The 24,064-nt window shown below is 66.2% G+C and carries 25 protein-coding genes and 1 tRNA gene; 10 read left to right on the top strand and 16 right to left on the bottom strand.

Annotation, left to right across the window (positions count from 1 at the left end; all coding sequences use genetic code 11):
* Positions 1 to 2: 2 nt before the first annotated feature.
* Complete coding sequence (locus AC1D1F_RS00690; RefSeq protein WP_477676425.1) at positions 3 to 1,172, bottom strand: efflux RND transporter periplasmic adaptor subunit; 1,170 nt, start codon at positions 1,170 to 1,172, stop codon at positions 3 to 5.
* A 122-nt stretch (positions 1,173 to 1,294) separates the two neighbouring features.
* Here AC1D1F_RS00690 and hpnC point away from each other — a divergent pair, with 122 nt between their 5' ends.
* Genes hpnC through hpnE form a run of 3 tightly spaced genes read left to right on the top strand, consistent with a single transcriptional unit; the run spans position 1,295 to position 4,340 of the window.
* Positions 1,295 to 2,155 carry a squalene synthase HpnC gene (gene hpnC, locus AC1D1F_RS00685; RefSeq protein WP_477676424.1) on the top strand — a complete coding sequence of 287 codons (861 nt, stop codon included), beginning with the start codon at positions 1,295 to 1,297 and terminating at the stop codon, positions 2,153 to 2,155.
* A gap of 59 nt (positions 2,156 to 2,214) precedes the next feature.
* Positions 2,215 to 3,057 (top strand): presqualene diphosphate synthase HpnD, encoded by an 843-nt coding sequence (gene hpnD, locus AC1D1F_RS00680; RefSeq protein ID WP_477676423.1) that lies wholly within the window; start codon positions 2,215 to 2,217, stop codon positions 3,055 to 3,057.
* Positions 3,058 to 3,059: 2 nt separating this feature from the next.
* Positions 3,060 to 4,340, top strand: coding sequence for a hydroxysqualene dehydroxylase HpnE (hpnE, locus tag AC1D1F_RS00675; protein ID WP_477676422.1), 1,281 nt, complete (start codon positions 3,060 to 3,062; stop codon positions 4,338 to 4,340).
* A 40-nt stretch (positions 4,341 to 4,380) separates the two neighbouring features.
* On the opposite strand, the gene AC1D1F_RS00670 is transcribed toward hpnE, so the two are convergent.
* Both AC1D1F_RS00670 and AC1D1F_RS00665 read right to left on the bottom strand, forming a co-directional pair.
* On the bottom strand, positions 4,381 to 5,013 hold the full coding sequence (locus tag AC1D1F_RS00670; protein WP_477676421.1) for a glutathione S-transferase family protein: 633 nt from the start codon (positions 5,011 to 5,013) through the stop codon (positions 4,381 to 4,383).
* A 43-nt stretch (positions 5,014 to 5,056) separates the two neighbouring features.
* Positions 5,057 to 5,752 (bottom strand): HAD family hydrolase, encoded by a 696-nt coding sequence (locus AC1D1F_RS00665; RefSeq protein ID WP_477654555.1) that lies wholly within the window; start codon positions 5,750 to 5,752, stop codon positions 5,057 to 5,059.
* 34 nt (positions 5,753 to 5,786) lie between these two features.
* Here AC1D1F_RS00665 and hemH point away from each other — a divergent pair, with 34 nt between their 5' ends.
* Positions 5,787 to 6,920: a ferrochelatase gene (gene hemH, locus AC1D1F_RS00660; RefSeq protein WP_477676420.1), complete on the top strand. Its 1,134-nt coding sequence runs from the start codon at positions 5,787 to 5,789 to the stop codon at positions 6,918 to 6,920.
* Between the two features lie 12 nt (positions 6,921 to 6,932).
* Here hemH and AC1D1F_RS00655 read toward each other — a convergent pair whose 3' ends face one another.
* From AC1D1F_RS00655 to AC1D1F_RS00635, 5 genes are all read right to left on the bottom strand, one after another.
* On the bottom strand, positions 6,933 to 7,859 hold the full coding sequence (locus AC1D1F_RS00655) for a Bug family tripartite tricarboxylate transporter substrate binding protein (RefSeq protein WP_477696326.1): 927 nt from the start codon (positions 7,857 to 7,859) through the stop codon (positions 6,933 to 6,935).
* 173 nt (positions 7,860 to 8,032) lie between these two features.
* Positions 8,033 to 9,058, bottom strand: a complete 1,026-nt coding sequence (locus AC1D1F_RS00650) for a Bug family tripartite tricarboxylate transporter substrate binding protein (RefSeq protein ID WP_477676418.1) — start codon at positions 9,056 to 9,058, stop codon at positions 8,033 to 8,035.
* A gap of 26 nt (positions 9,059 to 9,084) precedes the next feature.
* On the bottom strand, positions 9,085 to 10,587 hold the full coding sequence (locus tag AC1D1F_RS00645) for a tripartite tricarboxylate transporter permease (RefSeq protein ID WP_477654551.1): 1,503 nt from the start codon (positions 10,585 to 10,587) through the stop codon (positions 9,085 to 9,087).
* 1 nt (position 10,588) lies between these two features.
* Positions 10,589 to 11,107 carry a tripartite tricarboxylate transporter TctB family protein gene (locus tag AC1D1F_RS00640; protein WP_477676417.1) on the bottom strand — a complete coding sequence of 173 codons (519 nt, stop codon included), beginning with the start codon at positions 11,105 to 11,107 and terminating at the stop codon, positions 10,589 to 10,591.
* A gap of 132 nt (positions 11,108 to 11,239) precedes the next feature.
* Entirely contained in the window at positions 11,240 to 12,199 is a 960-nt protein-coding gene (locus tag AC1D1F_RS00635; protein ID WP_477676416.1) for a Bug family tripartite tricarboxylate transporter substrate binding protein, read from the bottom strand.
* 144 nt (positions 12,200 to 12,343) lie between these two features.
* On the opposite strand from AC1D1F_RS00635, the gene AC1D1F_RS00630 reads away from it, so the two are divergent.
* From AC1D1F_RS00630 to AC1D1F_RS00620, 3 genes are read left to right on the top strand one after another with little or no spacing between them, the layout of a single operon-like run.
* Positions 12,344 to 13,048 (top strand): response regulator transcription factor, encoded by a 705-nt coding sequence (locus tag AC1D1F_RS00630; protein ID WP_477676415.1) that lies wholly within the window; start codon positions 12,344 to 12,346, stop codon positions 13,046 to 13,048.
* An 11-nt stretch (positions 13,049 to 13,059) separates the two neighbouring features.
* Positions 13,060 to 14,460, top strand: coding sequence for a sensor histidine kinase (locus AC1D1F_RS00625; protein ID WP_477676430.1), 1,401 nt, complete (start codon positions 13,060 to 13,062; stop codon positions 14,458 to 14,460).
* Positions 14,461 to 14,512: 52 nt separating this feature from the next.
* A complete protein-coding gene (locus AC1D1F_RS00620; RefSeq protein WP_477696325.1) occupies positions 14,513 to 14,914 on the top strand; it encodes an RNA-binding S4 domain-containing protein in 402 nt (133 codons plus the stop codon).
* Here AC1D1F_RS00620 and AC1D1F_RS00615 read toward each other — a convergent pair.
* Together AC1D1F_RS00615 and AC1D1F_RS00610 are read right to left on the bottom strand one after the other, a co-directional pair.
* Positions 14,911 to 15,651, bottom strand: coding sequence for an aspartate/glutamate racemase family protein (locus AC1D1F_RS00615; RefSeq protein ID WP_477678146.1), 741 nt, complete (start codon positions 15,649 to 15,651; stop codon positions 14,911 to 14,913). The genes AC1D1F_RS00620 and AC1D1F_RS00615 overlap by 4 nt on opposite strands.
* A gap of 199 nt (positions 15,652 to 15,850) precedes the next feature.
* Positions 15,851 to 16,744, bottom strand: a complete 894-nt coding sequence (locus AC1D1F_RS00610) for a transporter substrate-binding domain-containing protein (RefSeq protein WP_477678145.1) — start codon at positions 16,742 to 16,744, stop codon at positions 15,851 to 15,853.
* Positions 16,745 to 16,992: 248 nt separating this feature from the next.
* On the opposite strand from AC1D1F_RS00610, the gene AC1D1F_RS00605 reads away from it, so the two are divergent.
* Entirely contained in the window at positions 16,993 to 18,204 is a 1,212-nt protein-coding gene (locus AC1D1F_RS00605; RefSeq protein WP_477678144.1) for a D-amino acid dehydrogenase, read from the top strand.
* Positions 18,205 to 18,222: 18 nt separating this feature from the next.
* Here the strand turns inward: AC1D1F_RS00605 and AC1D1F_RS00600 are convergent, their stop codons facing one another.
* Positions 18,223 to 19,122: a LysR family transcriptional regulator gene (locus tag AC1D1F_RS00600; RefSeq protein ID WP_436153990.1), complete on the bottom strand. Its 900-nt coding sequence runs from the start codon at positions 19,120 to 19,122 to the stop codon at positions 18,223 to 18,225.
* A gap of 225 nt (positions 19,123 to 19,347) precedes the next feature.
* Here AC1D1F_RS00600 and AC1D1F_RS00595 point away from each other — a divergent pair, with 225 nt between their 5' ends.
* Entirely contained in the window at positions 19,348 to 19,743 is a 396-nt protein-coding gene (locus AC1D1F_RS00595; protein ID WP_477678143.1) for a response regulator, read from the top strand.
* Between the two features lie 18 nt (positions 19,744 to 19,761).
* Here the strand turns inward: AC1D1F_RS00595 and AC1D1F_RS00590 are convergent, their stop codons facing one another.
* On the bottom strand, positions 19,762 to 20,625 hold the full coding sequence (locus AC1D1F_RS00590) for a LysR substrate-binding domain-containing protein (protein WP_477678142.1): 864 nt from the start codon (positions 20,623 to 20,625) through the stop codon (positions 19,762 to 19,764).
* 112 nt (positions 20,626 to 20,737) lie between these two features.
* On the opposite strand from AC1D1F_RS00590, the gene bla reads away from it, so the two are divergent.
* Positions 20,738 to 21,652: a class A beta-lactamase gene (gene bla, locus AC1D1F_RS00585; protein ID WP_477678141.1), complete on the top strand. Its 915-nt coding sequence runs from the start codon at positions 20,738 to 20,740 to the stop codon at positions 21,650 to 21,652.
* A 32-nt stretch (positions 21,653 to 21,684) separates the two neighbouring features.
* Here the strand turns inward: bla and AC1D1F_RS00580 are convergent, their stop codons facing one another.
* The 4 genes from AC1D1F_RS00580 to AC1D1F_RS00565 form a co-directional block, all read right to left on the bottom strand.
* On the bottom strand, positions 21,685 to 21,831 hold the full coding sequence (locus tag AC1D1F_RS00580) for a hypothetical protein (RefSeq protein ID WP_477678140.1): 147 nt from the start codon (positions 21,829 to 21,831) through the stop codon (positions 21,685 to 21,687).
* A gap of 144 nt (positions 21,832 to 21,975) precedes the next feature.
* A complete protein-coding gene (locus AC1D1F_RS00575) occupies positions 21,976 to 22,434 on the bottom strand; it encodes an SRPBCC domain-containing protein (RefSeq protein ID WP_477696324.1) in 459 nt (152 codons plus the stop codon).
* Positions 22,435 to 22,642: 208 nt separating this feature from the next.
* Positions 22,643 to 22,735: transfer RNA gene (locus AC1D1F_RS00570), tRNA-Ser, on the bottom strand.
* A 35-nt stretch (positions 22,736 to 22,770) separates the two neighbouring features.
* Positions 22,771 to 24,039 (bottom strand): aspartate kinase, encoded by a 1,269-nt coding sequence (locus tag AC1D1F_RS00565; RefSeq protein ID WP_477696323.1) that lies wholly within the window; start codon positions 24,037 to 24,039, stop codon positions 22,771 to 22,773.
* Between the last annotated feature and the right edge of the window lie 25 nt (positions 24,040 to 24,064).

The raw sequence follows: 24,064 nt of genomic DNA, 5'->3' as shown, positions 1-24,064 counted from the left end.
CCTCACTTCACGCCGGAGGCAGCGGATGCGGGCGCCGAAGCGGCGCCAGCGGAGACCGGAGTCACTCCCGCCGCCTGCACCGGCGTGGCGCCGGCCAGGGCCACACTGGGCTGGTAGAGCGTGACCTTCTGGCCCGGCGACAGCACATGCACGCCAGCGCTCACCACCAGCATGCCGGGCTGCAGCCCCGACCCCACAACCACCTCGTTGCCGTCGGCCGTCGCGACCTGGATGATTTGCGGCTTGACCGTCATCGTGGCCTTGTCGACCACCCACACGGTCGTGGCCTTGCCTTCCTGGCGCAGCGCCGTGGTCGGCAGCTTGATCACCGGCGCGCCCACGGCGGCGCCGGATTCGGGCACCACATACACAGTAGCGCCCAGAGGCGGCGGCTCCTTGGCATCGATAGAAACCTTGACGGTGTAAGTGCGCGTGACCGGATCGCTGCTGGCGGCCACCTCGCGGACCTTGCCGTCCAGCTCGGCGTTTTGCGACCAGACGCGTATCTTCACCGCCGAGCCGGTCTTGATCCCGGCCACCTTATCCTCGGGCACCGAGAACACCACGTCACGCACACCGTCCGCCGCGATGCGCACCACCGGTGCGCCCGCCGTCACGACCTGGCCCGGTTCGGCCTCAATGGCCGTCACCACACCGGACACGTCGGCGACCAGCGCCGCGTAATTGGCCTGGTTGCCCTGCACCGCGAACTGCGACTGCGCCTGCTCGAGCTGGGCCTGCGCCGCCTTGAGCGTGGTTTCACGGCGCTCCAGTTCGGCGCCGCTGATGAAGTTCTGCTCCTTGAGCTCCTTGTAGCGCTTGAAGTCGGCAGCCGCGAGGTCGCGGTTGGTGGCCGCCGCGTTCACCTGGGCGCGGGCCGCGTCAGCGGCCAGCTTGTAATCCTGCGGGTCCAGTTGGGCCAGAACCTGCCCGGCCTTCACGCGCTGGCCCAGTTCAGCCTGGCGCTTGATGATCTTGCCGCCGACCCGAAAGCCCAGCCTGGACTCGACCTGGGCTTTGACCTCGCCCGCATACTCATGGCTGGACGAAAACGCGTTGATCCCCACGGTAACCACCTTCACGGCGCGAACCGGTTCCTCAGGTGGGGCGGACTTGGAACAGGCTGCCAGCAATACGGCGGCGCCCACCAGGGAGAAAACGGTTTTATTCATGGTCGAATGGGTGTGAAAACTCGGACGGCAAGCAGCCAGGAAAAGCTTGGAAAACTCACTACTGACTGACCGGTTAGTAATCTAGGGTAAATGCCAGGGCTTGTCAAGCGACAATCGCCCGCATGACCCCAGGCCTCCAACAGCCCAGCGCGCCCGTACCTCTCCAGGGGGTGTCGCACTACGAAAACTTCCCTGTCGCCTCGCTGCTGTGCCCGCCACGCCTGCGCCCGCCCATCGCGGCGATTTACTGGTTCGCCCGCACGGCCGACGACATCGCCGACGAGGGCGACGCGACGCCGCAGACCCGCCTCGCCGACCTCGCCGCCTACCGCGCCGACCTGATGGCGACCGCCGCAGGCCTGCCCGCCTCGCCGCGCTGGGCCGCAGTCTTCGGGCAACTGAAACCGCAGCTGGCCCGGTTTGAACTCCCCGTCAACCTGCTGGCCGACCTGCTCAGCGCCTTCGAGCAGGACGCGGTCAAGCAGCGTTATGCCGATGAGGCGGAACTGCTGGATTACTGCAAGCGCTCAGCCAACCCCGTGGGCCGGCTGCTGCTGCACCTCTACGGCCTGCAGGATGCTGCTTCCCTGCAGATGAGCGACGAGATCTGCACCGCCCTGCAACTGATCAATTTCTGGCAGGACCTCGGCGTCGACATCCCGCGCGGCCGCATCTACCTGCCCGCCGACGCCTGGGCCCGCCACGGCGTCGACGAAGCGCAACTGCTGGCGCTGGAGGCTGGCCCGTCCACCACAGCGCTGATCGCCGAGCATGTGCACGCCGCCCGCGCGATGATGCTCAGGGGCGCCCCCCTGGCCAAAAAGATACCCGGACGCGGCGGCTGGGAACTGCGCCTGGTGGTGCAAGGCGGCCTGCGCATCCTGGACAAGATAGAAGCACAGGGCTTCACCACCCTGCAGCGTCGCCCCAGGCTCAATCCCTGGGACCTCGCGGTGATGGGCTGGCGCGCGCTGTTCATGTAGCCAGTGCAGGTCCGCTCGGGCCTCCTTGGCCGCGCGCGAACCCATGTGACAATTACCGCATGACGCCCGAGCAGTATGTCCAGCAAAAAGCCGCCGCATCCGGCAGCAGTTTTTATTACGCCTTCCTGTTTTTACCCAAAGAGCGCCGCGCCGCCATCACGGCCTTCTACGCTTTTTGCCGCGAAATCGACGACGTGGTCGACGAGGTCACCGACCCCGGCGTGGCCCGCACCAAGCTGGCCTGGTGGCAAACCGAAGTCCTCAAGTCCTACGCCGGCGAGCCCACACACCCCGTGATGAAGGCGCTGATGCCGCTGGCCGCCACCTACCGCATCGAGGCACGCCACCTGCAGGCCGTGATTGATGGCTGCCAGATGGACCTGGAGCAAAACCGCTACCTCGATTTTCCCGGCCTCAAGCAGTATTGCCACCTGGTGGCCGGCATCGTGGGTGAAGTGGCCGCGCGCATTTTCGGCCAGACCGACGAGGCCACCACAGCCTATGCCCACAAGCTGGGCCTGGCTTTCCAGCTCACCAACATCATCCGCGACGTGGGCGAAGACGCCATGCGCGGGCGCATCTACCTGCCCGTCAATGAACTGCAGCAGTTCGACGTGAAAGCGCACGAACTCCTCAAGCGCCAGTACTCCGACCGCTTCAGCGCACTCATGAAATTCCAGACAGAGCGCGCCCTCGCGCTCTACGACGAAGCACTGGCCATGCTGCCCGAAGCCGACCGCCGCGCGCAAAAGCCCGGCCTCATGATGGCCAGCATCTACCGCACGCTGCTGCGTGAAATCGCCGCCGACGGCTACCAGGTGCTGCACCAGCGCGTCAGCCTGACGCCGCTGCGCAAGTTCTGGCTCGCCTGGAAAACCCAGGCATTTGGTCGGGTCGTCTAAAAATGAGAGTTGCAGTGATAGGCGCAGGCTGGGCCGGCTGCGCGGCCGCCGTGGAAGCCACACGCCTGGGCTACCAGGCCACGCTGTTTGAAACCACCCGCATCGCGGGCGGGCGGGCGCGCCGCGTGGGCGGCACCCTCTCAGGTGAGCCGGTGGTGCTTGACAACGGCCAGCACATCCTGATCGGCGCCTATGCCGAAACCCTGCGCCTGATGAAGGACCTGGGCGTGGACGCCGATGCCGCGCTGCTGCGGATGCCGCTGACCTTGCAATTCCCCGACGGCGACGGCCTGAAGCTGCCGCAACTCCCGGCCCCGCTCGACGCGCTGGCCGGCATTCTCCTGGCACACGGATGGCCCCTGGCAGACAAGCTCTCCATGCTCAAGGTCGCGATCGGCTGGCAACTCAAAAAATTCCAGTGCGAACCCGGGCAGTCGGTCGCCGACCTGTGCCGCGGCCTGGCGCCCGGCGCTATGGCCGCGCTGATCGAGCCGCTGTGCGTCTCGGCGCTCAACACACCCGCCGAACGCGCCAGCGGCCAGGTTTTCCTGCGCGTGATGCGCGATGCGCTGTTCTCGGAAAGCGGCGGTTCCAACCTGCTGCTGCCGCGCACCGACCTCAGCACCCTGCTGCCCGACGCGGCGCTGGCCTGGCTGGCCGCGCAAGGCAGCGCGCCGCAGCTGGGCGCGCGCGTACAGGCCGTCGCGCCCCTTGGTTCAGGCTGGGTCGTGAGCACCGACACCAGCGCGGCCTTCGACTGCGTGGTGCTGGCCTGCCCGCCGCAGGAAGCCGCGCGGCTGGTGGAAGGCAGCGGCGTGGCCGCGGCGGACTGGCTGGCGCAGGCACAGGGCCTGCAGCACGAAGCCCTCACAACCGTCTATGCCTACGCTTCGGGCGCGCGCCTGCCGCTGCCCATGCTGGCCTTGCCTTCCAATGCCGCGGAGCCGGCCCAATTTGTCTTTGACCGTGGGCAACTGGGCGGGCCGGCCGGCCTGCTGGCTTTTGTGATCAGTGCCAGCACCGGCGACAGCGCCACGCTGACCGCGCAGGTGCTGGCACAGGCGAAAGCGCAGCTGTGGCATCTGGGGCTGGGCGGGATGCAGGCGGTGCAAACCATTGTCGAGAAGCGCGCCACCTTTGCCTGCACGCCGGGCCTGCAGCGCCCTGGTGCCGAGATCGCGCCAGGCCTGTATGCCTGCGGCGACTACATCGCCGGGCCCTACCCCGCGACGCTGGAGGGTGCGGTGCGCTCAGGGCTTGAAGCTGCTCGGCACCTTCATTGAGAGCAGCTCTCTCTGGCCGGCCTTGCCGGCGGCGCCAGACTCAGGCAGTCTTGGCCATCAAACGCACCGTGCGGTAAGCCGGCCGCGACAGGCAGCGCTGCAACCATTCATCCACGCGCGGGCATTGCGCCATCAGGCCGGCAGCGCCCTGCACCCAGGCCAGGACAGACGCCACGCAGATATCGGCCGCGGTAAAGCGCTCGCCGGCCAGGTAGGGGCGTGCCTGCAGGTGCTGATCGAGCACGCTCAAGGGCGTGAGCAGGTGGCGCTCGGCATCGTCGGCCAGTTGGGGCTTGCGGCGATCCGCCGGCATCATGATGCGGTGCATCAAAAACGCCAGCGCGTCTTTCTCGCACTCGGTCACCACCCAGAAGCTCCAGCGCAGGATCTCGGCCTGCTCCGCATGGTTTTGCGCGGCCAGCAGCGGCGCATCCGGCGTCTTGAAGCGCTCGGCCAGGTAGAGCACGCACGCCATGGACTCCCAGACCAGTACGCCGTCGTCGTCCACCACGGGGATGCGGCCGTTCGGGTTGATGGCGAGAAATTCCGGCGTGCGCGTTGCGCCGCCCGCGTAGGGCAGCGCGATGTGTTCGTGGGCCAGTCCCATTTCGTGGACCAGCCACAGTGGGCGCGCCGCGCGCGAGGCTGCCGTGCCGTAGATCTTGAGCGTCATGAAAGCCCCTTCGAGAAAAGCCCTGGAGTGCCGGCCGGCCGCGTCAACGCGGGAACAGGTCGCACAACTCCGTCAGCGTGGTCACCGTCTCGTGCGGCACGGCGGGATGCGCCCACAGCTGGTCGGAGCGGTTGACCCAGACCGTCTGCATGCCGCAATTGAGCGCGCCCAGCACGTCCAGCGTCGCATCGTCGCCCACATGCAGCACCTCGGCCGGTAACACCTCCACAGCGCCCGCGGCAGCATGGAAGATGCGCGGGTCGGGTTTGCCCACGCCGAACTGCTGGGCGCTGATGCTGGCTTTGAAATAGCTGTCGATGCCGATGCGCTTGACGTCGGCGTTGCCGTTGGACACCGCCACCAGCGGGTAGCGGCCGGACAGGAACTCGAGCGCCAGCACCGCATCCTCAAACAGGGTGACCTTGTTGCGTTCGTCGTAAAAAACATCGAATGCAGGCTCAGCCAGCAAGGGATCTTCGCGCGAGCGGTACAGCGCCAGCCGTATCGCCTCGCGGCGTATGGCGCTCAGGTTGTACTTGAGTTCGGGGCGCGAGCGCGTGACGTGCTCGCGGATCTCATGACGCGCGGCGGGGTTGGAAAACAGCGCCGCGGTCATGGGCGCATGCTGGCTCAGCCAGTCATCCAGCGCTTTCTCGGCTCTTTCGATGGCCGGCCAGATAGGCCACAAGGTGTCATCGAGGTCTAGCGTGATGGCTTTGATGGTGGTCAGGTCTAGCATTGGTGAAAGCAGGATGGATAGGCGAGAATAACCCATGTTTTTTCGCCCCCGCTTCGCTGCCGAGCCGCCCTTCTCCCACGGCGCACCGCCCGTCGGCCCGGCCGCTTCTTCCACCACCGCCGTCCTGCTGTGCAACCTGGGAACCCCTGACGAAGCCACGGCGCCGGCGCTGCGCCACTATCTCGCCGAATTCCTGAGCGACCCGCGTGTGGTCGAAATCCCCAAGCCGCTGTGGTGGCTGATCCTGCACGGCATCATCCTGCGCGTGCGGCCCAAAAAGTCGGCCGCCAAATACGCCAGCATCTGGATGAAGGAAGGCTCGCCGCTGCGGGTCTGGACGCAGAAGCAGGCTGTCATGCTGCGCGGCTACCTGGCGGTGCGCGGCCATCCCGTCGAAGTGCGCTACGCCATGCGCTACGGCAGCCCCTCCATCGCCTCGCAGCTGGACCAGCTCAAGGCGGACGGCGTGGAGCGCGTGCTCATACTGCCCGCCTATCCGCAGTACAGCGGCACCACCACCGCCAGCGTCTTTGACGCGGTCTACCGCTGGGCGTCGCGGATTCGCCGCATCCCCGAGTTCCGCTTCGTCAACCACTACCACGACCATGAGGGCTACATCAAAGCACTGGCCGCGCGCGTGCGCGAGCACTGGCGTACCCAGGGCCGCGCCGAGCAACTGGTCATGAGCTTTCACGGCGTGCCCGAACGCACGCTGGCGCTGGGCGATCCCTACCACTGCGAATGCCACAAGACCGCGCGCCTGCTGGCTGCCCAGGTGGGCCTGGAGCCCGCGCAGTACAAGGTCACCTTCCAGTCGCGTTTCGGCAAGGCCAAATGGCTGCAGCCCTATACCGAACCCACACTGGTGGCCATGGCGCAGGCCGGCGTCAAGCGGGTCGACCTGGTCTGCCCGGGCTTTACCGGCGACTGCCTGGAGACGCTGGAAGAGATCAATATGGAAGCGCGTGAAGCCTTTCTGCACGCGGGCGGCAAGGAGTTCGGCTACATCCCCTGCCTCAACGACAGCCACGAATGGATCGCCGGGCTGGCCGAAATCGCGCAGCAGCACCTGGCGGGCTGGCCGGTGCAGCAAGCCGATGCCGCAGACACCGCCAAGGCAAAGGCGGCTTCGCGCGAGCGGGCCCTGGCCCTGGGCGCGCCCAAGTAAGCCCTCAGGGCTTTACGCTTTGAGCTTGAGCAGCTGCACCATCAGCTGCGTCGTCTTCACATCGAAGTCGATGAAGTTGCCGAGGTCCGGCCCCGACATCCAGGACTGCTCCCAATAACTTTCCTTGAGCGTCTTCTTCCAGAGCTCATAGGCCAGCGAGGCCTTCACGCCCTCCACCATCTCGGCCTGCCGCGCGGCCGGCACGCCGGCGCCGGTGAACACGGCGCGCCAGTTGGTGAGGTCAACGTCCAGGCCCTGCTCACGCACCGACTTGACGCCGTAAGCGGCTTTTTTGGAAGAGACGCCGAGGGCGCGCAGCTTGCCGCCGGCCAGCTCCGCCCTGAAGGTGCCGAAGCTGGAAACACCGGCCGCCGCCTTGCCGCCCATCACCGCGTCCACCAGCTCGAAGTTACGTGCGAACGGCAGGTAGACCGCATCCTCCGGCCTGGCACCGGCGGCTTTTGCCAGCAGCCCCGCGAACACGTGGTCGGCACCGCCCACCGCGCCTATGGCCATGGTCGTCTGCTTGGCATTGGCACGCAGGCGTTCCACCAGTTCGTTGATGGTCTTGATCGGCGAGGCGGCCGCCACCACTACCACCGGGTAGTCGCTGGTCAGGCGCGCCACGGGCTTGACCTTGCCGAGGTCCACGGCCGGCTTTTGCAGCGCGATCGCGCCCACAAGGTTGCTGTCGCCCATAAAAAACGTGTTGGGGTCGGCGTTGTACTTCTGCACGTACCAGGCCAGGCCGGCGGTGCCGTTGCCGCCTTCCTTGTTCTCGTATTCAATCTCGTCGCTCAGGCCCTGGCCCACCAGCGCATCGCCCAGGGCGCGGCCGGCTTCATCGAGTGAGGTGCGGGACATGGCGGGAATGACGATGCGCAGCTTGGGCGCCAGTTTGCCCTTGGGCGCGGACTGGGCCCAAAGCGGTGCGGCCATTCCAAGCCCGGCGAGTCCGCCGAGAACCGTGCGTCGTTGGATAGTCAGCATGTTTTCCCCCTCCAAGGCCATGGTAGATGCAGTTTTCAGGCAATGGCTAGGTGTTTCATCCAGTACCCGGTCAATTGCATCTGAGCACTTTCCATGCCACACGCAGCGCGCACCAGCGCGGCTCAGGCCTTGAGCTTGAGCAGATGCACCATGACCCGCGAAGTGGTCAGGTCAAAGTCGATGAAGCTCGCGAGGCTGGGGCCCGACAGCAGCGAAGACTCCCAGTGGTTCTGCTTCAGCGTTTTCTGCCAGGACTCATGGCCTGTGGCGGCCTTCACGGCTTCCAGCATTTCCGCCTGGCGGGCCTCCGCCACGTTCTGGCCGGTGAACACGCCGCGCCAGTTGGCCATGTCCACGTCCACCCCTTGCTCGCGGATGGCGGGAATGCCGAACACCGTGCGCTTGGACGACACGCCGATGGCGCGCAGCTTGCCGCTGGCCAACTCGTCGGCGAATTCGCTGTAACCGGAGATACCGGCCGCAGCCTTGCCACCGAGCACGGCCTGCACCACCTCGGCGCCGCCGGCAAAGGGCAGGTACACCAGCTCTTCCGGCTTGCTGCCGGCCGCACGGGTGAACACCCCGGCGAACACGTGGTCCACGCCGCCGGCGGAGCCGCCCGCGATGGGAACATCCTTGGGATTGGCGCGCATGCGCCCGGCCAGGTCGGCGATGGTGCGCACCGGCGAGTTGGCGGCCACCACCACCACGAGGTAGTCGCTGGTCAGGCGCGCGATCGGCCGGATGCGGCTCATGTCCACCGCCGGCTTTTGCAAGGCGACCGCGCCCACCATGACCATGCCGCCCATCAGCAGGGTGTTGGGGTCGGCGCTGTATTTTTCGGCGTAGTAGGACAGGCCTATGGTGCCGCCCTTGCCGCCCTTGTTTTCATACTCGATCTCATCCGTCGCGCCGGCACCTACCAGGGCCGTACCCAAGGCGCGGCCGGTCTGGTCCCAGCCGCCGCCGGCATTGGCCGGGATCACGATGCGCAGTTTGGGCGCCAGTTTGGCCGCCCTGGCTTTGGGCTGTGCACCCGCCGCCGGCGGCTTGGCCGCCGTCTGCGCCCACGCGGGGATGGCCCCGCCCAGTGTCGCCAGTCCCAGCCCTATCCCTCCCAGGGCCGCGCGTCGTTTGAGGTTCAGCATGTCGTCTCCTTCTGTGGTTGGAACTTTCAGCTTGCGGTCTTCCTCGTCGTCCAGTACTTGGCCAGGCGCGGAAGCACCAGCACCGCCACCACGATCACGACCAGCGTGATCGACATGGGGCGCTGGAAGAACACCATGGCGCTGCCCTCGCCTATCGACATGGCGTTGCGCAGCTGCGCTTCGGCCAGGGGGCCCAGGATCATGCCGACCACCACGGGCGCGGTGGGGAAGTCGAACCGGCGCATCAGCACGCCCAGCAGGCCGATGGCATAGAGCAGGAACAAATCGAACGCGCTTTGCCGCATGCCGTAGGCGCCCACCGTCGCGAAAATCAGGATGCCCGCATAAAGCTGCGGCTTGGGGATCTTCAGCAGCTTGACCCACAGGCCTACCATGGGCAGGTTGAGCACCAGCAGCATGACGTTGCCGATGTAGAGCGAGGCGATCAGCGCCCACACAAGCGCGGCGGAGGTGGTGAACAGTTGCGGCCCGGGCTGGATGCCGTAGTTCTGGAACGCGCCCAGCAGGATGGCCGTGGTGTTCGAGGTCGGGATGCCCAGCGTGAGCAGCGGAATCAGCGCCGCCGTCACCGTGGCGTTATTGGCCGCCTCGGGGCCGGCCACACCTTCGATGGCGCCCTTGGTGCCGAACTCGGCCCTGATCTCGGGGCTCGCCAGTTTCTTTTCCGTGGCGTAGCTCAGGAAGGTCGGTATCTCGGTGCCGCCGGCCGGAATGCAGCCGAAAGGCGTGCCGATCGCGGTGCCGCGCAACCAGGCCGGAATCGATCGCTTCCAGTCGGCCTTGGTCATGTGCACGCGGCTGAGCTTGTTCTGGTCTTCCACCGTTTTGCCCTCGTAGAGCACGGCATAGAGCACTTCCGCGACCGCGAACAGGCCGACCGCCACCAGCACGATTTCAATGCCGTCGAGCAGCTCCGGGATGCCCCCGGTGTAACGGCCCTGGCCCGAGATCTGGTCCAGGCCGACGCAGCCGGCGGCCAGGCCGACCAGCAAGGCCGTCATGCCGCGCAAGGTGCTTTTGCCCAGCACGGCGCTCACCGTGGTGAAGGCCAGCAGCATCAGCAGGAAATACTCCGGCGGTCCGAGCTTGACCGCGAACTCCGCGACAAAGGGCGCGAACAGCGTGACGATGACGGTGGCGATGGTGCCGGCAAAAAACGAGCCGATCGCCGCCGTGGCGAGCGCGGCGCCGGCGCGCCCGCTCTTGGCCATCTTGTTGCCTTCCATGGCCGTGACCATGCTGGCGGTTTCGCCGGGCGTGTTCAGCAGGATGGAGGTGGTGGAGCCGCCGTACATGGCGCCGTAGTAGATGCCCGAGAAGAAGATCATCGAGGCGGTGATGTCGACCTTGGCGGTGATGGGCAGCAACATGGCCACCGCCACCGCCGGGCCTATGCCGGGCAGCACGCCCACGGCCGTACCCAAGGCACAGCCGACCAGGCACCAGAGCAGGTTGACCGGCGTGATCGCCGTCGCGAAACCCGCCATCAGGGCATTGAAGATTTCCATATCAGATCCACCCCGTGCTGGTCAGGCCTGGCAAGTTAATGGCCAGGAATTTCGTGAACATCCAGAACACCGGTGCGGAAATCGCGAGCCCCACCAGGAAGTCTGTGATCCAGGTGCGCGGCGCATTGACGCCGGTCTGGCCCCCCGCGCGGCGCAGGCCCTGCACCGCCAGCAGGTAGCACAGCGTGCAGCTCAGTATGAAACCTATGGTGGTGATCAGCGCCGCATTGAGCAACAGCCCCGCCGAGACCCAGACGAAACCCGGCCAGTAGGCCTGGTCGGCGCCCGGGGGAGCATCCAGTTCCCGAAAGCCGCCGCTGCGCGCTTCCCAGACGATCCAGGCGCCGCAGACCGTGAGCCCGATGGAGACCAGCCAGGGAAGGAAGTTGGGGCCGACGCCGCCGTAGCCGGCTTCGGACGAGATGCCGATCGCGCCGAAGGCCAGCGCCAGGCCGGTCAGCAGCACGCCGGCGCCAACCAGGGTTTGCGGCCAGGCGGCCGAGGGATCTGAGTTTGTCATCGTTATAGTTCCCGAAAGACGTGGGGCGGACACAAGCAGTCTGGCGGTACGCCGCCCTTTCGTCAAATTTCATCGAATTTGAGCCCGGGGCGGCGTTCCGCCGCTATACGCGAAGCGCGAAAGCGTGAAGGGTCAGACCATGCCGGACTTGACCATGGTGGCGCGCAGGGCGGCGAAGTCGTCGTCGACGAACTTGGCGAAGGCGTCGCCCGACAGGACGGCCGGCGTCCAGTCGTTTTTCTTGACGGCTTCGGCCCAGGCCGGCGATTTCAGCGCGGCCAGCACCAGGTCGGTCAGTGCCTTGCGCTGCTCGGCCGTGATGCCGGGCGCGCCGTAGACGCCGCGCCAGTTGCCGATTTCCACGTCGATGCCCTGCTCCTTGAGCGTGGGCACGTCCACGCCGGGCAGGCGCTTGCCGGAGGTCACGGCGATGGCGCGCATCTTGCCGGCCTTGATGTACTCGGCGAACTCGCTGTAGCCGCTGCCGCCCACCGTGACGTTGCCGCCCAGGATGGCCGCCGTGGCCTCACCGCCGCCACGGAAGGCGACGTAGTTGATCTTGGAAGGATCGGCGCCGACCTTTTGCGCGATCATGGCCGCGGCAATGTGCTCGGTGGAACCACGCGAACCGCCGCCCCACTTCACGCTGCCGGGATCTTTCTTGAGCTGGTCGACCACGTCCTTCATGGTCTTGAAGGGCGAATTGGCAGGCAGCACGAAGACGTTGTATTCGCTGGACAGGCGCGCGATCGGCGTGGCCTGCGACAGGCTGACCGGCGGCTTGCCGGTGATCAGGCCACCCAGCATCACGGCGCCCATCACCATCAGCGCGTTGGGGTCGCCCTTGGAGCCGTTCACGAACTGGGCCAGGCCCAGCGCGCCGGCGGCGCCGCCTTTGTTGTCGTAGGTGACGGTGTCGGCCACCTTGGCGTCAGTCATCGCCTTGCCGAGCGCACGGCCCGTGGTGTCCCAACCGCCGCCGGGATTTGCGGGAATCAACATCTTGATGTTGGAGGCGGCAAAGGCCGACATGGGCAAGGCACCGGTCGCGGCCAGAGCCGCCAGGGATTTGAGAAAGGTATCGCGACGCATGTAGATGTCTCCTGTGGAATGGGCGCCCGGGGACGCCCGGATGGCTGATAACCCGCCTATCATGCACCCCCTGGCTGTCAAACGGCTGTCCGCCGGGACTGGGGAAAGTGCTAATGTCTAGGGCCTGTTAACAGGCCCCAACCCATGATGCCCACCCTGATTCCCACGGTCAAATTGCTGCTGGTGGAGGACGACGCCTCCATGCAGGCGGCGCTGCAGCGCGCCCTGGGCCGGCGCGGCATGGAGGTTTCCGGCTGCACCGATGGGCGCCAGGCCCTGGCGCAGTGGACGGCCACGCAGCCCGACGTCGTGGTACTGGACCTGACCTTGCCCGGCCTGGACGGCCTGCAGGTGCTGGCGCAGGCGCGCGGCCAGGGGCTGACGACCCCGGTGCTGATCCTCACGGCCCGCGGCACCGTCGGCGACCGCATCATGGGCCTGAACACCGGCGCCGATGACTACCTGCCCAAACCCTTTGACCTGGACGAACTCGAGGCGCGGCTGCGCGCCCTGAGCCGCCGCCGCCCCCCGGCCGGCGCGGAGCCCGGTGCCGCGCCGCAGTTCGTCGGCCACCTGCGTTACGACAGGGAAAGCGGCGCGATCTACCACCGCGACCAGGTGCTGGAACTCACGCCGCGCGAGCTGGCCCTGCTGCAGACCCTGATCGCCAAGCCTGGCCATGCGGTGTCCAAAGAGCGGCTCTTCGAGCTGGTGTTTCCCGGCGAAACCGACGTGCAGTACGAGGCCGTCGAAGTGGTGGTCTACCGGCTACGCAAAAAACTCGCCCACACCGGCGTCACGCTGGTGACGCTGCGCGGCCTGGGCTACCTGCTGAAAGTGGATACGTGACAAGCGCCGCGATGGGAACGAGAGCCACCTCGCTGAGGCGCTACCTGCTGACCGGCATCCTGCTTCCCGTCGGCGTGCTGATCATCGTGAACACCGCCAGCCTGTACCGCCAGGCGCTGGCCGCGGTCAACACCGCCTACGACCGCACCCTGCTGGCCTCAGCCAAATCCATCGGCGAGCAGCTCGACGTCACCGGCTACGACGAGCAGTCGGAGCTGCGCGTGACCGTGCCATATGCCGCGCTGGAGGCCTTCGAAGCCGACAACCAGAGCCGCTTGTTCTACCGCGTGTCCAGCCTCAAGGGGGACGTCGTATCCGGTTTTGCGCAGCTGCCTTTCTGGCACGGCGAAATCCCGATCCGCCCGCCGTATTCGGCGCTGGTGGATTTTTACGACGACGTGTTCCGCGAGGAACCGGTCCGCGTGGCCGTGCTGCTGCAGCCGGTGGCCAGCGGCAAGGGCCGCGCCATGGCGGTGGTGCAGGTGGCCGAGACGCTGGAGCTGCGCAAGACGCTGGCGCGCAAGATCCTGTTCGACACCTTGTGGCGCCAGGCCATCCTGCTGGCGGTGATCGCCTTGGTCGCGGTGGTGGTGGTGCAGCGCGCCACCCGGCCGGTGCGCCGGCTCAGCGCCGAACTCAAGGCGCGTCCCGAGGGCGACCTGACGGCCATCGCCGCGCCCGACGCCCCGCGCGAGCTGCTGCCGCTGATCGAGGCGACCAACCAGGTCATGGGCCGCCTGCAACACCTGCTGGACAACCAGAAGCGCTTTGTGCGGGACGCGGCCCACCAGCTGCGCACGCCGCTGGCGGTGCTCAAGGTGCAGGTGCAGTCGGCGCTGCGCGGCGACATGGAGGCGCGCGACGCGCTCGGCGAGATCAACCAGACCGTGGACCGCGCCACCCTGCTGGCCAACCAGATGCTGGCCCTGGCCAAGGTGGAGCAGTTGCGCCAGCAGGCCGACCTGCAGGCCATAGACCTGGCGCAGGTGGTGCGCTCGGTGGCGCTGGACCTGTCGCCGCTGATCGCCGAAAAAGACATCGACTTCGAGATTGAAACCGTGCCCGCGCAGGTCCGCTCGCATGAGTGGATGCTGGGCGAACTCACGCGCAACCTGCTGCACAACGCCATCAAGCACACGCCGGCCGGCGGCACGCTGGCCGTGCGCATCGTGCGCGATGCCAGCTTTGTCGCGATGACCCTCAGCGACAGCGGGCCCGGCGTGTCGGCCGAGCTGTCGGCACGGCTTTACGAGCCGTTTTCAGCAGGTGACGTGCGCCACGGCTCCGGCCTGGGCCTGGCCATCTGCCGCGAAATCGTCGAGACCATGCACGGCAGCATCACGCTGGAAAACCGGGTCGTGCACGGCCAGGTGACCGGGCTGGACGCGGTGGTCCGCCTGCCTACGGCTTGAAGCGCCCACGCGCCCGGCAGGGGTGTTGGGTATTGGTTCAAAATAGCCGCCAATGGATAAATTGCGCATCGACAAATGGCTGTGGGCCGCCCGCTTTTACAAAACCCGCGCGCTCGCGGTCGAGGAAATCGACAAAGGCCGGGTCAAGGTCAACGGCATCGAGGTCAAGCCCGCGCGCGAGGTCAAGTCCGGCGATACCGTGGCACTGCGCCAGGGCCAGGTCCACCGCACCGTGGTGGTACGCGGCATCAGCAGCCAGCGCGGCTCAGCCCCAGTGGCCCAGCAGCTCTATGAAGAAACCGAAGAAAGCCTGCGCCTGAAGGCCGAGGCGGCCGAGCAGCGCCGCCTGTCAGGCGACCCGGCCGGCGCCCAGGAACACGGCCGCCCCACCAAGCGCGACCGGCGCACCTTGGACAAGGCCTGGAATAACCGCTGGAGCGCGTCCGCCGACTAGGCGCTCGCGTAGGCCCGTTGCGCCAGGGCCTGGGCCAGCAATGCGGCAGGGTCCACCAGGTCCAGCGTTTCCATGCCGGGCACGGCGCTGAGCGCCAGCGGTATTTCGGTGCAGCCCAGTATCAGCGTGGAAAGCCCGTGCCGCGTGGCCAGCGCCCCGGCAACGCCGGTGAAACATTCACGCGCCAGGGCCATATTGCCCACCTTCACGCCGTCGTAGATGCCGCGCATCAGCTGTTCGCGCTCGTCCGCCGAAGGGATGTGGCATTGCAGCCCCGCCTGGCGCAGCGCCTGGTCGTAGAGGCCTGCGCGATAAGTGCCCTCAGTGGCCAGCAGGCCGACTTCCCGCACACCGCGCGCGGCCAAAGTCTGCGCGACCTCGCGGGCCACGTGCAGCACTTCAAGCTGCGGAAAACGCTCTTGCAACTGACCGTGCCAGGCATGGGCCGTGTTGCAGGCCACCGCCACCGTGGTGGCGCCCAGCGCCGCGAGTTTTCCCACGGCCTGCAGCATCGGGTCCAGCGGCTGGTGGCCGCCCGGCCCGGGCGACTCCAGCGCCGTGCTGCGGTCGGGCACCGGGACCTGGGCCAGCCAGTGCTCGGGAAAGCCCTGATCCGACACCGGGATGTCCAAGGCGCGCATGTGGTCCGCGCAGGCCTGGACAAACAGGCGCGCGAAGTCCGCGCCCGCGGCCGGGCCCATGCCACCCAGGATGCCGACCACGCGGGTCTTATGCATGCCCCGCCTTTCAATGCTGCTCATGGCTTGAACTCCAAAACACAAATACCCCACCTGTTCACGCACGCACCCATCCGCAGGAGCGCATGGCTCCGGTCCGGGATTGTTTGGGGGAAAGAGAGGCTGCCGGCCCGGCAGGGCACGGCAGCTGTAAAAGCAAAGTGGCGGGAAGCGGCGCGTGGCGCCCCCACCACTAGGCTTACATCGCCGGCTTGTCGCTCAGCGCTTTCAGGTTGGCCTTGAGCTCATCGCTCATGGGCAGGTTCAGGTTCACGCCTTTGGGCGGGATTGGCGAGGTGAACCACTTGGCGTACATCTTGGCGAAATCGCCGGACTTCATCAGGCGGGTGATGGTGCCGTCGACCAGCTTCTTGAACTCGGGGTCGTCCTTGCGCAACATGCAGGCATAGGGCTCGACCTGCAGCGAGTCGCCGACGACTTCGAGCGACGCCGGGTTCTTGGAGTTGGCCATCAGGCCGAACAGCAGGATGTCGTCCATGGCAAAAGCCACGGCGCGGTCGCTTTCAACAAGCAGCAGCGAGTCGTCATGGTCCTTGCCCAGGATCAGCTGCATGTCCAGTTTTTTGTCGGCGCTGTACTTGCGGATCACCTGTGCGTTGGTGGTGCCGGTGGTGCTGGCGACCGTCTTTTTGGCCAGATCGGCGTAGTTCTTGATGCCGGACGATTTTTTGACCAGCAGGCGTGTGCCGGTGTAGAAATGGTTGATGGCAAAAGCCACGTCCTTGCCGCGCGCGGTGTTGTTGGTGGTCGAGCCGCACTCAAGGTCGTAGGTGCCGTTGACCAGCAGCGGGATGCGGTTCTGCGACGTCACCGGCATGTAGGCGACTTCCAGGTTGGGCTTCTTGAGCTTCTTGCGGACGTCGTCAATGATGGCTTCGGTCAGTTCCGCGGAAAAGCCCACGGAGGTCTTGGAGCCGATCAGGTAGCTGAAAGGCACCGATGCCTCGCGGTAGGACACCGTGATCTTGTTGCTGTCGGCGACCTTTTTCAGCGTCGGGGCGGTCTGCGCGCCTGCGGTGGCGGCCAGGCCGGCTGTCAGCAGCACGGCGGTCATGAGGTGGGTCAATTTCATGCTTGTCCTTTCGGGGGCGGTAAGTGGGTCGTTTCGGGAAACTGGCATCGCTAGTGTAGGAACAGCCGCGCCAGGCGTGTCATTCATTTTCGCGTCAAACCCATGACAAAAACTCATGGTTTACCCAATCGCACCGCCGTGGGGCCAAAGGCATAACCGCAGGTCATGGCCGGTGGCGAATTCAGCATTGTTCAAAGCCGCGCGCGCTGCGTACAGTGGCGCCCATCCAAGGAACAAAAAAGGTTTTTATGCATGTGTGCGTGCTCGGTGCGGGAATCGTGGGACTCGCGACCGCCTACAGCTTGCGCCGCGCCGGCCATGAGGTCACGGTGGTGGACCGCGCCAGCCCCGGTAGCGGCGCCAGCGGCGGTAACGGCGCCCAGCTGAGCTACTCCTACGTCCAGCCGCTGGCCGACCCGGGCATCTGGCGGCAGTTGCCCAAGCTGCTGCTGTCGCCCTCCTCGCCGTTCAAGCTACGCCCGCGCCTGGACATGCGCCAGTGGCTCTGGGGGCTGCAGTTCCTGGCAGCCTGCAACAGCAAGACCTCGCGCGACACCACGGGCCAGCTGCTGTCGCTGGCGGCGCTGAGCCGCCAGTCCTTCGACGCCATGATGGCCGAGGAAAAACTCGATTGCGATTTCTCCGCCACCGGCAAGCTGGTGCTGTATTCCGGCGAGGACGCCTTCGCGGCCGCTCGCCGCCAGATGCTGCTGCAGCGCGAACTGGGCAGCACGCAGGAAGCCGTCAACGCCGACCGCTGCGTGGAGATCGAACCCGCGCTGAAAAGCCGCCACGCGCAGATCGCCGGCGCCATTTACACGCCGGGCGAATGCGCGGCCGACTGCCAGAAGACCTGCGACGCCCTGTTCCTGGTGCTGCGCCGGATGGGCGTTCGTTTTTTGCTGGACACACCGGTCGAGCAACTGGTGCAGCGCGGCAAGTCCATCGCGGCCGTGGCCACGCCGCAGGGCCACATCGAAGCCGAGCGCTTTGTCATGGCGCTGGGCGCCGACTCGGCGCTGATGGCCCGCGACCTGGGCCTGCGCCTGCCGGTCTACCCGCTCAAAGGCTACAGCATCACCGTGGACGTTGCGCCCGAAGAACATGCCGCGCCCTCGGTCAGCGTGACCGACAGCGCGCGCAAGGTGGTGTTCGCCCGCATAGGTTCGCGCCTGCGCGTGGCCGGCATGGCCGAACTCTCGGGCTACGACACGGCCATAGACCCGGCGCAGATCGCTTCGCTGCAAGCCTCGACCCGGACGGTGTTCCCGGCCTGCAGCCGTTTCGACGAGCTGAATCCCTGGGCCGGCATGCGCCCGGCCACGCCCACCGGCCTGCCGGTGATAGGCCGGCATGCCAAGGGGCCGGACAACCTGCTGTTCAACACCGGACACGGCGCGCTGGGTTTCACCCTGGCCTTTGGTTCCGCGCAGCGCATCAGCCGCATGATCGGGCACTGATCGGCGCCCAACGCGCGCTCAGGCGCGCTGCGTCAAGGCTTGCTGGAAGCAACGCACAAACGCCCTGACGGCCACCGAGCCCGGTTTGCCGGCCGGCAGCAAGGCCTTGATGGGAACCGGAATCAAGGGCTCCAGCTCGAGCACATCCACGCGCGACGGATCGGCCGAGGCCGCGGTGCAGGTGTCGATCACGGCGATGCCCAAGCCGTGGTGGGCCAGCGCCAGTGCCGAATGGTAGGTCTGCACCGTGATGGGGAACTGCAGGCCCACGCCGGCCTCGCGGCAGGCCTGGTTGAGGCTGCGGCCCACCGGGTCCAGCGCGTCCAGCCCGACCACCGGCGACTTGCCCAGGTCGGCCAGCGTGACGCTGCCGCGCTTGACCAGGCGCGAAGCCAGCATGCCTTTGGGCGCCACGCACACCATCCGGCCGTCGGCCAGGTGCTCCTGCGCGAGCGCCGAATGCGCGACCGGGCTGAAGAGAAAGCCGACGTCGGCCTCCTGCAAAGCGAGTGCCGAGACGATTTGCGGCGAATGCAAAGCCTGCAGCGTGATGGCCACGTCGGCATGCTTGACGCGAAACAGCTTGATGGCGTGCGGCAGGATTTCATAGCTCAGCGCCAGCACCGTCAGGATGCGCAGCTCTTTGGCGCTGTCGCCGGTCTTGAGGTTGGCGGCCAGGCGCTGCACTTCGTCGAGCTGGGCGAACAGGCGCTCGATGTGCGGGTATAGCGTCAACGCTTCGGACGTCGGCGTCAGCCGGCCCTTGCTGCGCTGGAACAGCGCGAAGCCCAGTTGCAATTCCGCGTGCTGCAGGATGCGGCTCACGGCCGGCTGCGTGACGTTGATCAGGCGCGCGGCCCCGCTCACGCTGCCGGTCAGCATGACGGCGTTGAAGACTTCGATGTGACGCAGGCGCATGGTGGATTCCGTAGTCTGTTTCGGCGGGGAACACCGCGGATTATGGCGAACGCGACTTTTGCGACCGGCTCCGGCCCGTAAAAGCACTCATGCGGCGCAGCGTGGGCATTATTCACGCTTTGTTTCAAAATCACGGGCCCACGTTTTTCCCAAGTCGGGAATGGGCATCCGCTCAGTACACTGCAGCCTATCCTCCCGGACCTCAAATCCCCGTACCTCAGTTGCATGCGCCTCCGAATCTACCTGGTTGAAGACAGCCCCGTCATCCGCGACAGCCTCTCGGAATCGCTGGAGGAATTGGCGCGGGCGCGCATCGTCGGCTGGGCCAGCAGCGAAACCGAAGCCGTTCAGTGGCTCAAGGGCAACAAGGCATCCTGGGACCTCGCCATCGTGGACCTGTTCCTGCTCGAGGGCAGCGGCCTGGGCGTGGTGATGAATTGCCGCGAGAGGGACCTGCGGCAAAAGGTGATTGTGCTTACCAACTACGCCACGCCCGCCGTGCGCGAACGCTGCCTGGCCATAGGCGCCGATGCGGTGTTCGACAAGTCCAACGAGATTGAGGAGTTCACCCGCTATGCACTCGAGGAAGTCGAGCGGGTCGCGGGGTCCACGCGGTGGTGAGGCCGGCGCGCCGGCGGATCACACCTCGGCCGCCGCGGCCAGCAGCCAGTCCCTGAAGATGCGCATGCCGGCCGTGGCCCGCCGCGATTTGAGCCGGGTCAGCCAGTAGCCACCGGTTTCTATCTCCACCGCGAAAGGCCGCACCAGGCGCCCGCCGCGCAGCTCGCGCGCGAACATGTTCACCGGCAGCAGCGCCACGCCGGCGCCCTGCGCCGCCGCCTCGGCCATGGTGAGAGACGAATCAAACACCACACCCCGGACCAGCGGGCAGGCGGCACCGGCCGCGGCAAACCAGCGCGCCCATTCATCGGCCCGGTAGGAGCGCAGCAGCAGTTCCCGGGCCAGGTCGGCAGGCTGGCGCAAGCCCTGGGCTATCGCGGGCGAACACACGGCGGATAAAGGTGAGGCCAGCAGGGGCTCGGCCTCTGTGCCGTGCCAGGCACCGTCGCCGAAGCGGATCGCGTAGTCCAGGCCCTCGCCGGCCAGGTCGACCCGGTTGTTGTTGGTAAAGAGGCGGAAGTCGATGAAGGGGTGGGCCCGCTGGAAGTCGCGCAGGCGCGGGATCAGCCAGCCTACGGCAAAGGTGCCGACGGCACCCACCGTCAGCACTTCACGGAATTGCCCGTCCTTGAACTGCTCCAGCACCGAGCCCATGCGGCCGAAGGATTCCGCCAGCACCGGCAGCAGCGCCAGGCCCTCGTCGGTCAGCGCCAAGCCGCGCGGCAGGCGGCGAAACAGCGGCACGCCCATGCGCTCCTCGAGGTTCTTCACATGCTGGCTGATGGCTGTCTGCGTCACGTTGAGCTCATCGGCGGCGCGGGTAAAGCTCAGGTGCCGGGCCGACACCTCGAAGGCGCGCAAGGCATTAAGAGGAAGGTGCATAGCCGGTTTAGCCCCAGATTTACTTATGGATGGCCTCGATTATTGCCGATTGTCCTCTCACCAGGCTCTTGTTATCGTCACGGCCTTGTTTATCAATTTCAGAGGAAAATTCATGCAAAGACGGCAATTTTCAGGGGCATTGGGCGGATTCATGGTCGTGACGGGCCTATCCGCTTACACCCAGAAATCATTGGGTGCCGATACCAGTCCCGCCAATACCAGCCCAGCCGCCATGACCCGGCGCCTGGTCGCCATTGAGCGGGCCAGCGGCGGCCGGCTGGGCGTCTCCATCCTTGATACCGGCAGCGGCGCGAAGTACGGCTACCGCGCCAGTGAGCGCTTTCCCCTGTGCAGCACCTTCAAGCTGCTGGCCGCCGCCCTGGTGCTGCACCGCGTTGATACGGGCCAGGAGCAGTTGGCACGCAGAATCCCCATCTCGGCCGGCGACATCCTGCCCCACTCACCCACTACACAACTGCACATAGGCCCGCAAGGCCTGCCCATGGCGGCGCTGTGCGAGGCATCCATCATCGTCAGCGACAACGCCGCCGCCAACCTGATGCTGGCCAGCTTCGGCGGCCCGGCCGGGCTCACGGCCTATTTGCGCAGCCTGGGCGACGGCGTAACGCGGCTGGACCGCATAGAGCCCGAACTCAACGAAGCGATACCCGGCGACCCGCGCGACACCACCACCCCCGAGGCCATGCTGGAGACCGTGCGCAAGCTCACGCTGGGCCCGGCACTGTCGGACGCGTCGCGCCAGCTGATCATCCAATGGCTGCAAGGCAACACCACCGGCGACCGCCGCCTGCGCGCCCTGCTGCCGCCCGGCTGGCGTGTTGGCGACAAAACCGGGTCCGGTGCCCGCGGCTCCACCAACGACGTGGGCCTGCTATGGCCGCCAGGGGGACGCGCACCTTTGCTGGTGGCGGCCTACCTTACGGAGACGAAACAAGCGGCGGCGCAGCGCGATGCCACGCTGGCAAGGGTGGGCCAGCTGGCGGCTTCGCTGGTAGCGGCGAGTTAAGGCGGGCCGCCGAAAATTCAGACGCAGCCGGCCTACAGCAATTGCATGGCCACATAGGCGACCACACACACCGAGAAGACCAGCGCGATGATCGCCAGCAGCCCGGCAAGCTGCGCCATGCCCCAGCCTCTCGTATCGGACGGCAATTTGCGGGCTTGTTGCGGGCGGACCTTGGACATGCTTTGATTTTCCCCAGCCGCACAAGGGTGGGCGTGGGAAAAATCCATGTCCCGGCTTCAGCCTGGCGCTGACAGAACCGTAAGATTTTGTGCACCACGCCAGTGGGCGGGCTTTACGCGCCTGGTGCCCGTTCAACGGAAGGGTCAGGCGCCGCGGGCACGGTAAATCAATTCCGCCTTGTCTTTCACCAGACTTGCCGAGGCCCCTGTTTCGAGAAGGACCTTCAGGTCACACAAGACGATGCTGAATCCCTCGGTGGCATTGACCACCGGGTCTACGCCGCCGTTGCGCTCAAAGCCCCGCACCTCCACACTGGCGGTCGTGATGCCTGGCCGCTCCTCGGCAAATTTCATGTCAACGTCCAGTCCGCCCTCGGACCAGGTGAAGGCGATGCGGCGCGGCGCATCGAAGGCAGTGACCTGCACGCGTTCCGTGACGCCGGGCACCATGAATTCCCACTCGACCTGGGCGCCCTGCGCTAGCGGACCGGTGGTGTGTTTCAGCCAGAATTTTTTGATGAATTCGGGTTGGACGAAGGCATTGAATACGTCTGATGCGGGACGCCGAATGAGCATCTCCGCCCGGGCAATTAACTCAGCCATGAAAGCCTCCTTCAAACAGGTACGCGCTGAATGATCTGCAGGATCCATGCTATTGACGGCGAGGACCCGGTCTGTCGGATGGACCCGATGCCTTTGTAGGGAATACGCCCGTCCCGGACGAGGAAACCCGCGCCACGAATAAGCGCAGGGAAATCAGGCGGGCATAAAAAAACCGACTCTGCCCCATGCGGGAGAGAGTCGGTAGTCTTGGCGGAAACGGAGGGATTCGAACCCTCGATGAGGCTCTACACCCCATACTCCCTTAGCAGGGGAGCACCTTCGGCCACTCGGTCACGTTTCCAATAAATCGATTATCTCACGACTTGCCGGCCATTTTCAGGCGGAAGGCTGGTCCAGGTCAAAAGCCTTGTGCAGGGCGCGCACCGCGAGTTCCATGTACTTCTCGTCGATGACCACGGAGGTCTTGATCTCGCTGGTGGAGATCATCTGGATGTTGATGCCCTCCTCGCTCAGCACGCGGAACATCTTGCTGGCGATGCCGACGTGGCTGCGCATGCCGATGCCGACGATGCTGACCTTGCAGATCTTGGCATCGCCGGTAACTTCCTGCGCGCCCAGCTTGGGGAGCACCTGGGTCTTGAGCAGGTCGACGGCCTTCGAATAGTCGTTGCGGTGGACGGTGAAGCTGAAGTCGGTCTTGCCGTCCTTGCTGATGTTCTGGATGATGACGTCGACTTCGATGTTGGCGTCGGCCACCGCGCCCAGGATCTGGTAGGCGATGCCGGGGGTGTCGGGCACGCCGAGCACGGAGATTTTGGCTTCATCGCGGTTGAAAGCGATGCCCGATACGATGGCTTGTTCCATGTTTTCGTCTTCCTCAAAGCTGATCAAAGTGCCTGACTTGGCCTCTTCGTTGATGTCGATGTCCCACTCGGTGAAGCTGGACAGCACGCGCAGCGGCACCTTGTACTTGCCGGCGAATTCCACCGAACGGATCTGCAGCACCTTGGAGCCCATGGAGGCCATCTCCAGCATCTCCTCGAAGCTCACGGTATGCAGGCGCCGCGCTTCGGGCACGACGCGCGGGTCGGTGGTGTACACGCCGTCGACGTCGGTGTAGATCAGGCATTCGTGCGCCTTGAGCGCGGCGGCGATGGCGACTGCCGAAGTGTCGGAGCCGCCGCGGCCCAGCGTGGTAACGTTGCCGCCCTCGTCCACGCCCTGGAAGCCGGTGATGATGACGACCTTGCCGGCGTCCAGGTCGGCGCGCACGCGTTCGTCGTCGATGGACTCGATGCGGGCCTTGGTGTAGGCGTTGTTGGTCTTGATGGTGACCTGCCAGCCGGCATAGCTCACGGCCTGCATGCCCTCGGCCTGCAGCGCGATGGCCAGCAGCGCGCTGGAAGCCTGCTCGCCGGTGGCCGCCAGGGCGTCGAGTTCGCGGCTGTAGGCGTCGCCGGCTTTGGCAGGCGCCAGTTCCTTGGCCAGGCCCAGCAGACGGTTGGTTTCGCCACTCATGGCGCTGGGGACAACGACCATCTGGTGGCCGGCCCGCGCCCACTTGGCCACACGTTTGGCCACGTTGCGGATACGCTCTGTCGAGCCCATCGACGTGCCGCCATATTTATGAACGATCAATGCCATTTTCAGGGGGTCAATCAGGAAGTTG

This window comes from Polaromonas sp. P1_H6 (assembly GCF_056405195.1).
This window is presented reverse-complemented; position numbering and strand designations above follow the sequence as displayed.

Excerpts from the sequence above, each read along its gene's own strand:
- AC1D1F_RS00690 (WP_477676425.1), bottom strand. The coding sequence starts at position 1,172 with ATGAATAAAACCGTTTTCTCCCTGGTGGGCGCCGCCGTATTGCTGGCA.
- hpnC (WP_477676424.1), top strand. The coding sequence starts at position 1,295 with ATGACCCCAGGCCTCCAACAGCCCAGCGCGCCCGTACCTCTCCAGGGG.
- hpnD (WP_477676423.1), top strand. The coding sequence starts at position 2,215 with ATGACGCCCGAGCAGTATGTCCAGCAAAAAGCCGCCGCATCCGGCAGC.
- hpnE (WP_477676422.1), top strand. The coding sequence starts at position 3,060 with ATGAGAGTTGCAGTGATAGGCGCAGGCTGGGCCGGCTGCGCGGCCGCC.
- AC1D1F_RS00670 (WP_477676421.1), bottom strand. The coding sequence starts at position 5,013 with ATGACGCTCAAGATCTACGGCACGGCAGCCTCGCGCGCGGCGCGCCCA.
- AC1D1F_RS00665 (WP_477654555.1), bottom strand. The coding sequence starts at position 5,752 with ATGCTAGACCTGACCACCATCAAAGCCATCACGCTAGACCTCGATGAC.
- hemH (WP_477676420.1), top strand. The coding sequence starts at position 5,787 with ATGTTTTTTCGCCCCCGCTTCGCTGCCGAGCCGCCCTTCTCCCACGGC.
- AC1D1F_RS00655 (WP_477696326.1), bottom strand. The coding sequence starts at position 7,859 with ATGGCCGCACCGCTTTGGGCCCAGTCCGCGCCCAAGGGCAAACTGGCG.
- AC1D1F_RS00650 (WP_477676418.1), bottom strand. The coding sequence starts at position 9,058 with ATGCTGAACCTCAAACGACGCGCGGCCCTGGGAGGGATAGGGCTGGGA.
- AC1D1F_RS00645 (WP_477654551.1), bottom strand. The coding sequence starts at position 10,587 with ATGGAAATCTTCAATGCCCTGATGGCGGGTTTCGCGACGGCGATCACG.
- AC1D1F_RS00640 (WP_477676417.1), bottom strand. The coding sequence starts at position 11,107 with ATGACAAACTCAGATCCCTCGGCCGCCTGGCCGCAAACCCTGGTTGGC.
- AC1D1F_RS00635 (WP_477676416.1), bottom strand. The coding sequence starts at position 12,199 with ATGCGTCGCGATACCTTTCTCAAATCCCTGGCGGCTCTGGCCGCGACC.
- AC1D1F_RS00630 (WP_477676415.1), top strand. The coding sequence starts at position 12,344 with ATGATGCCCACCCTGATTCCCACGGTCAAATTGCTGCTGGTGGAGGAC.
- AC1D1F_RS00625 (WP_477676430.1), top strand. The coding sequence starts at position 13,060 with ATGGGAACGAGAGCCACCTCGCTGAGGCGCTACCTGCTGACCGGCATC.
- AC1D1F_RS00620 (WP_477696325.1), top strand. The coding sequence starts at position 14,513 with ATGGATAAATTGCGCATCGACAAATGGCTGTGGGCCGCCCGCTTTTAC.
- AC1D1F_RS00615 (WP_477678146.1), bottom strand. The coding sequence starts at position 15,651 with ATGCATAAGACCCGCGTGGTCGGCATCCTGGGTGGCATGGGCCCGGCC.
- AC1D1F_RS00610 (WP_477678145.1), bottom strand. The coding sequence starts at position 16,744 with ATGAAATTGACCCACCTCATGACCGCCGTGCTGCTGACAGCCGGCCTG.
- AC1D1F_RS00605 (WP_477678144.1), top strand. The coding sequence starts at position 16,993 with ATGCATGTGTGCGTGCTCGGTGCGGGAATCGTGGGACTCGCGACCGCC.
- AC1D1F_RS00600 (WP_436153990.1), bottom strand. The coding sequence starts at position 19,122 with ATGCGCCTGCGTCACATCGAAGTCTTCAACGCCGTCATGCTGACCGGC.
- AC1D1F_RS00595 (WP_477678143.1), top strand. The coding sequence starts at position 19,348 with ATGCGCCTCCGAATCTACCTGGTTGAAGACAGCCCCGTCATCCGCGAC.
- AC1D1F_RS00590 (WP_477678142.1), bottom strand. The coding sequence starts at position 20,625 with ATGCACCTTCCTCTTAATGCCTTGCGCGCCTTCGAGGTGTCGGCCCGG.
- bla (WP_477678141.1), top strand. The coding sequence starts at position 20,738 with ATGCAAAGACGGCAATTTTCAGGGGCATTGGGCGGATTCATGGTCGTG.
- AC1D1F_RS00580 (WP_477678140.1), bottom strand. The coding sequence starts at position 21,831 with ATGTCCAAGGTCCGCCCGCAACAAGCCCGCAAATTGCCGTCCGATACG.
- AC1D1F_RS00575 (WP_477696324.1), bottom strand. The coding sequence starts at position 22,434 with ATGGCTGAGTTAATTGCCCGGGCGGAGATGCTCATTCGGCGTCCCGCA.
- AC1D1F_RS00565 (WP_477696323.1), bottom strand. The coding sequence starts at position 24,039 with ATGGCATTGATCGTTCATAAATATGGCGGCACGTCGATGGGCTCGACA.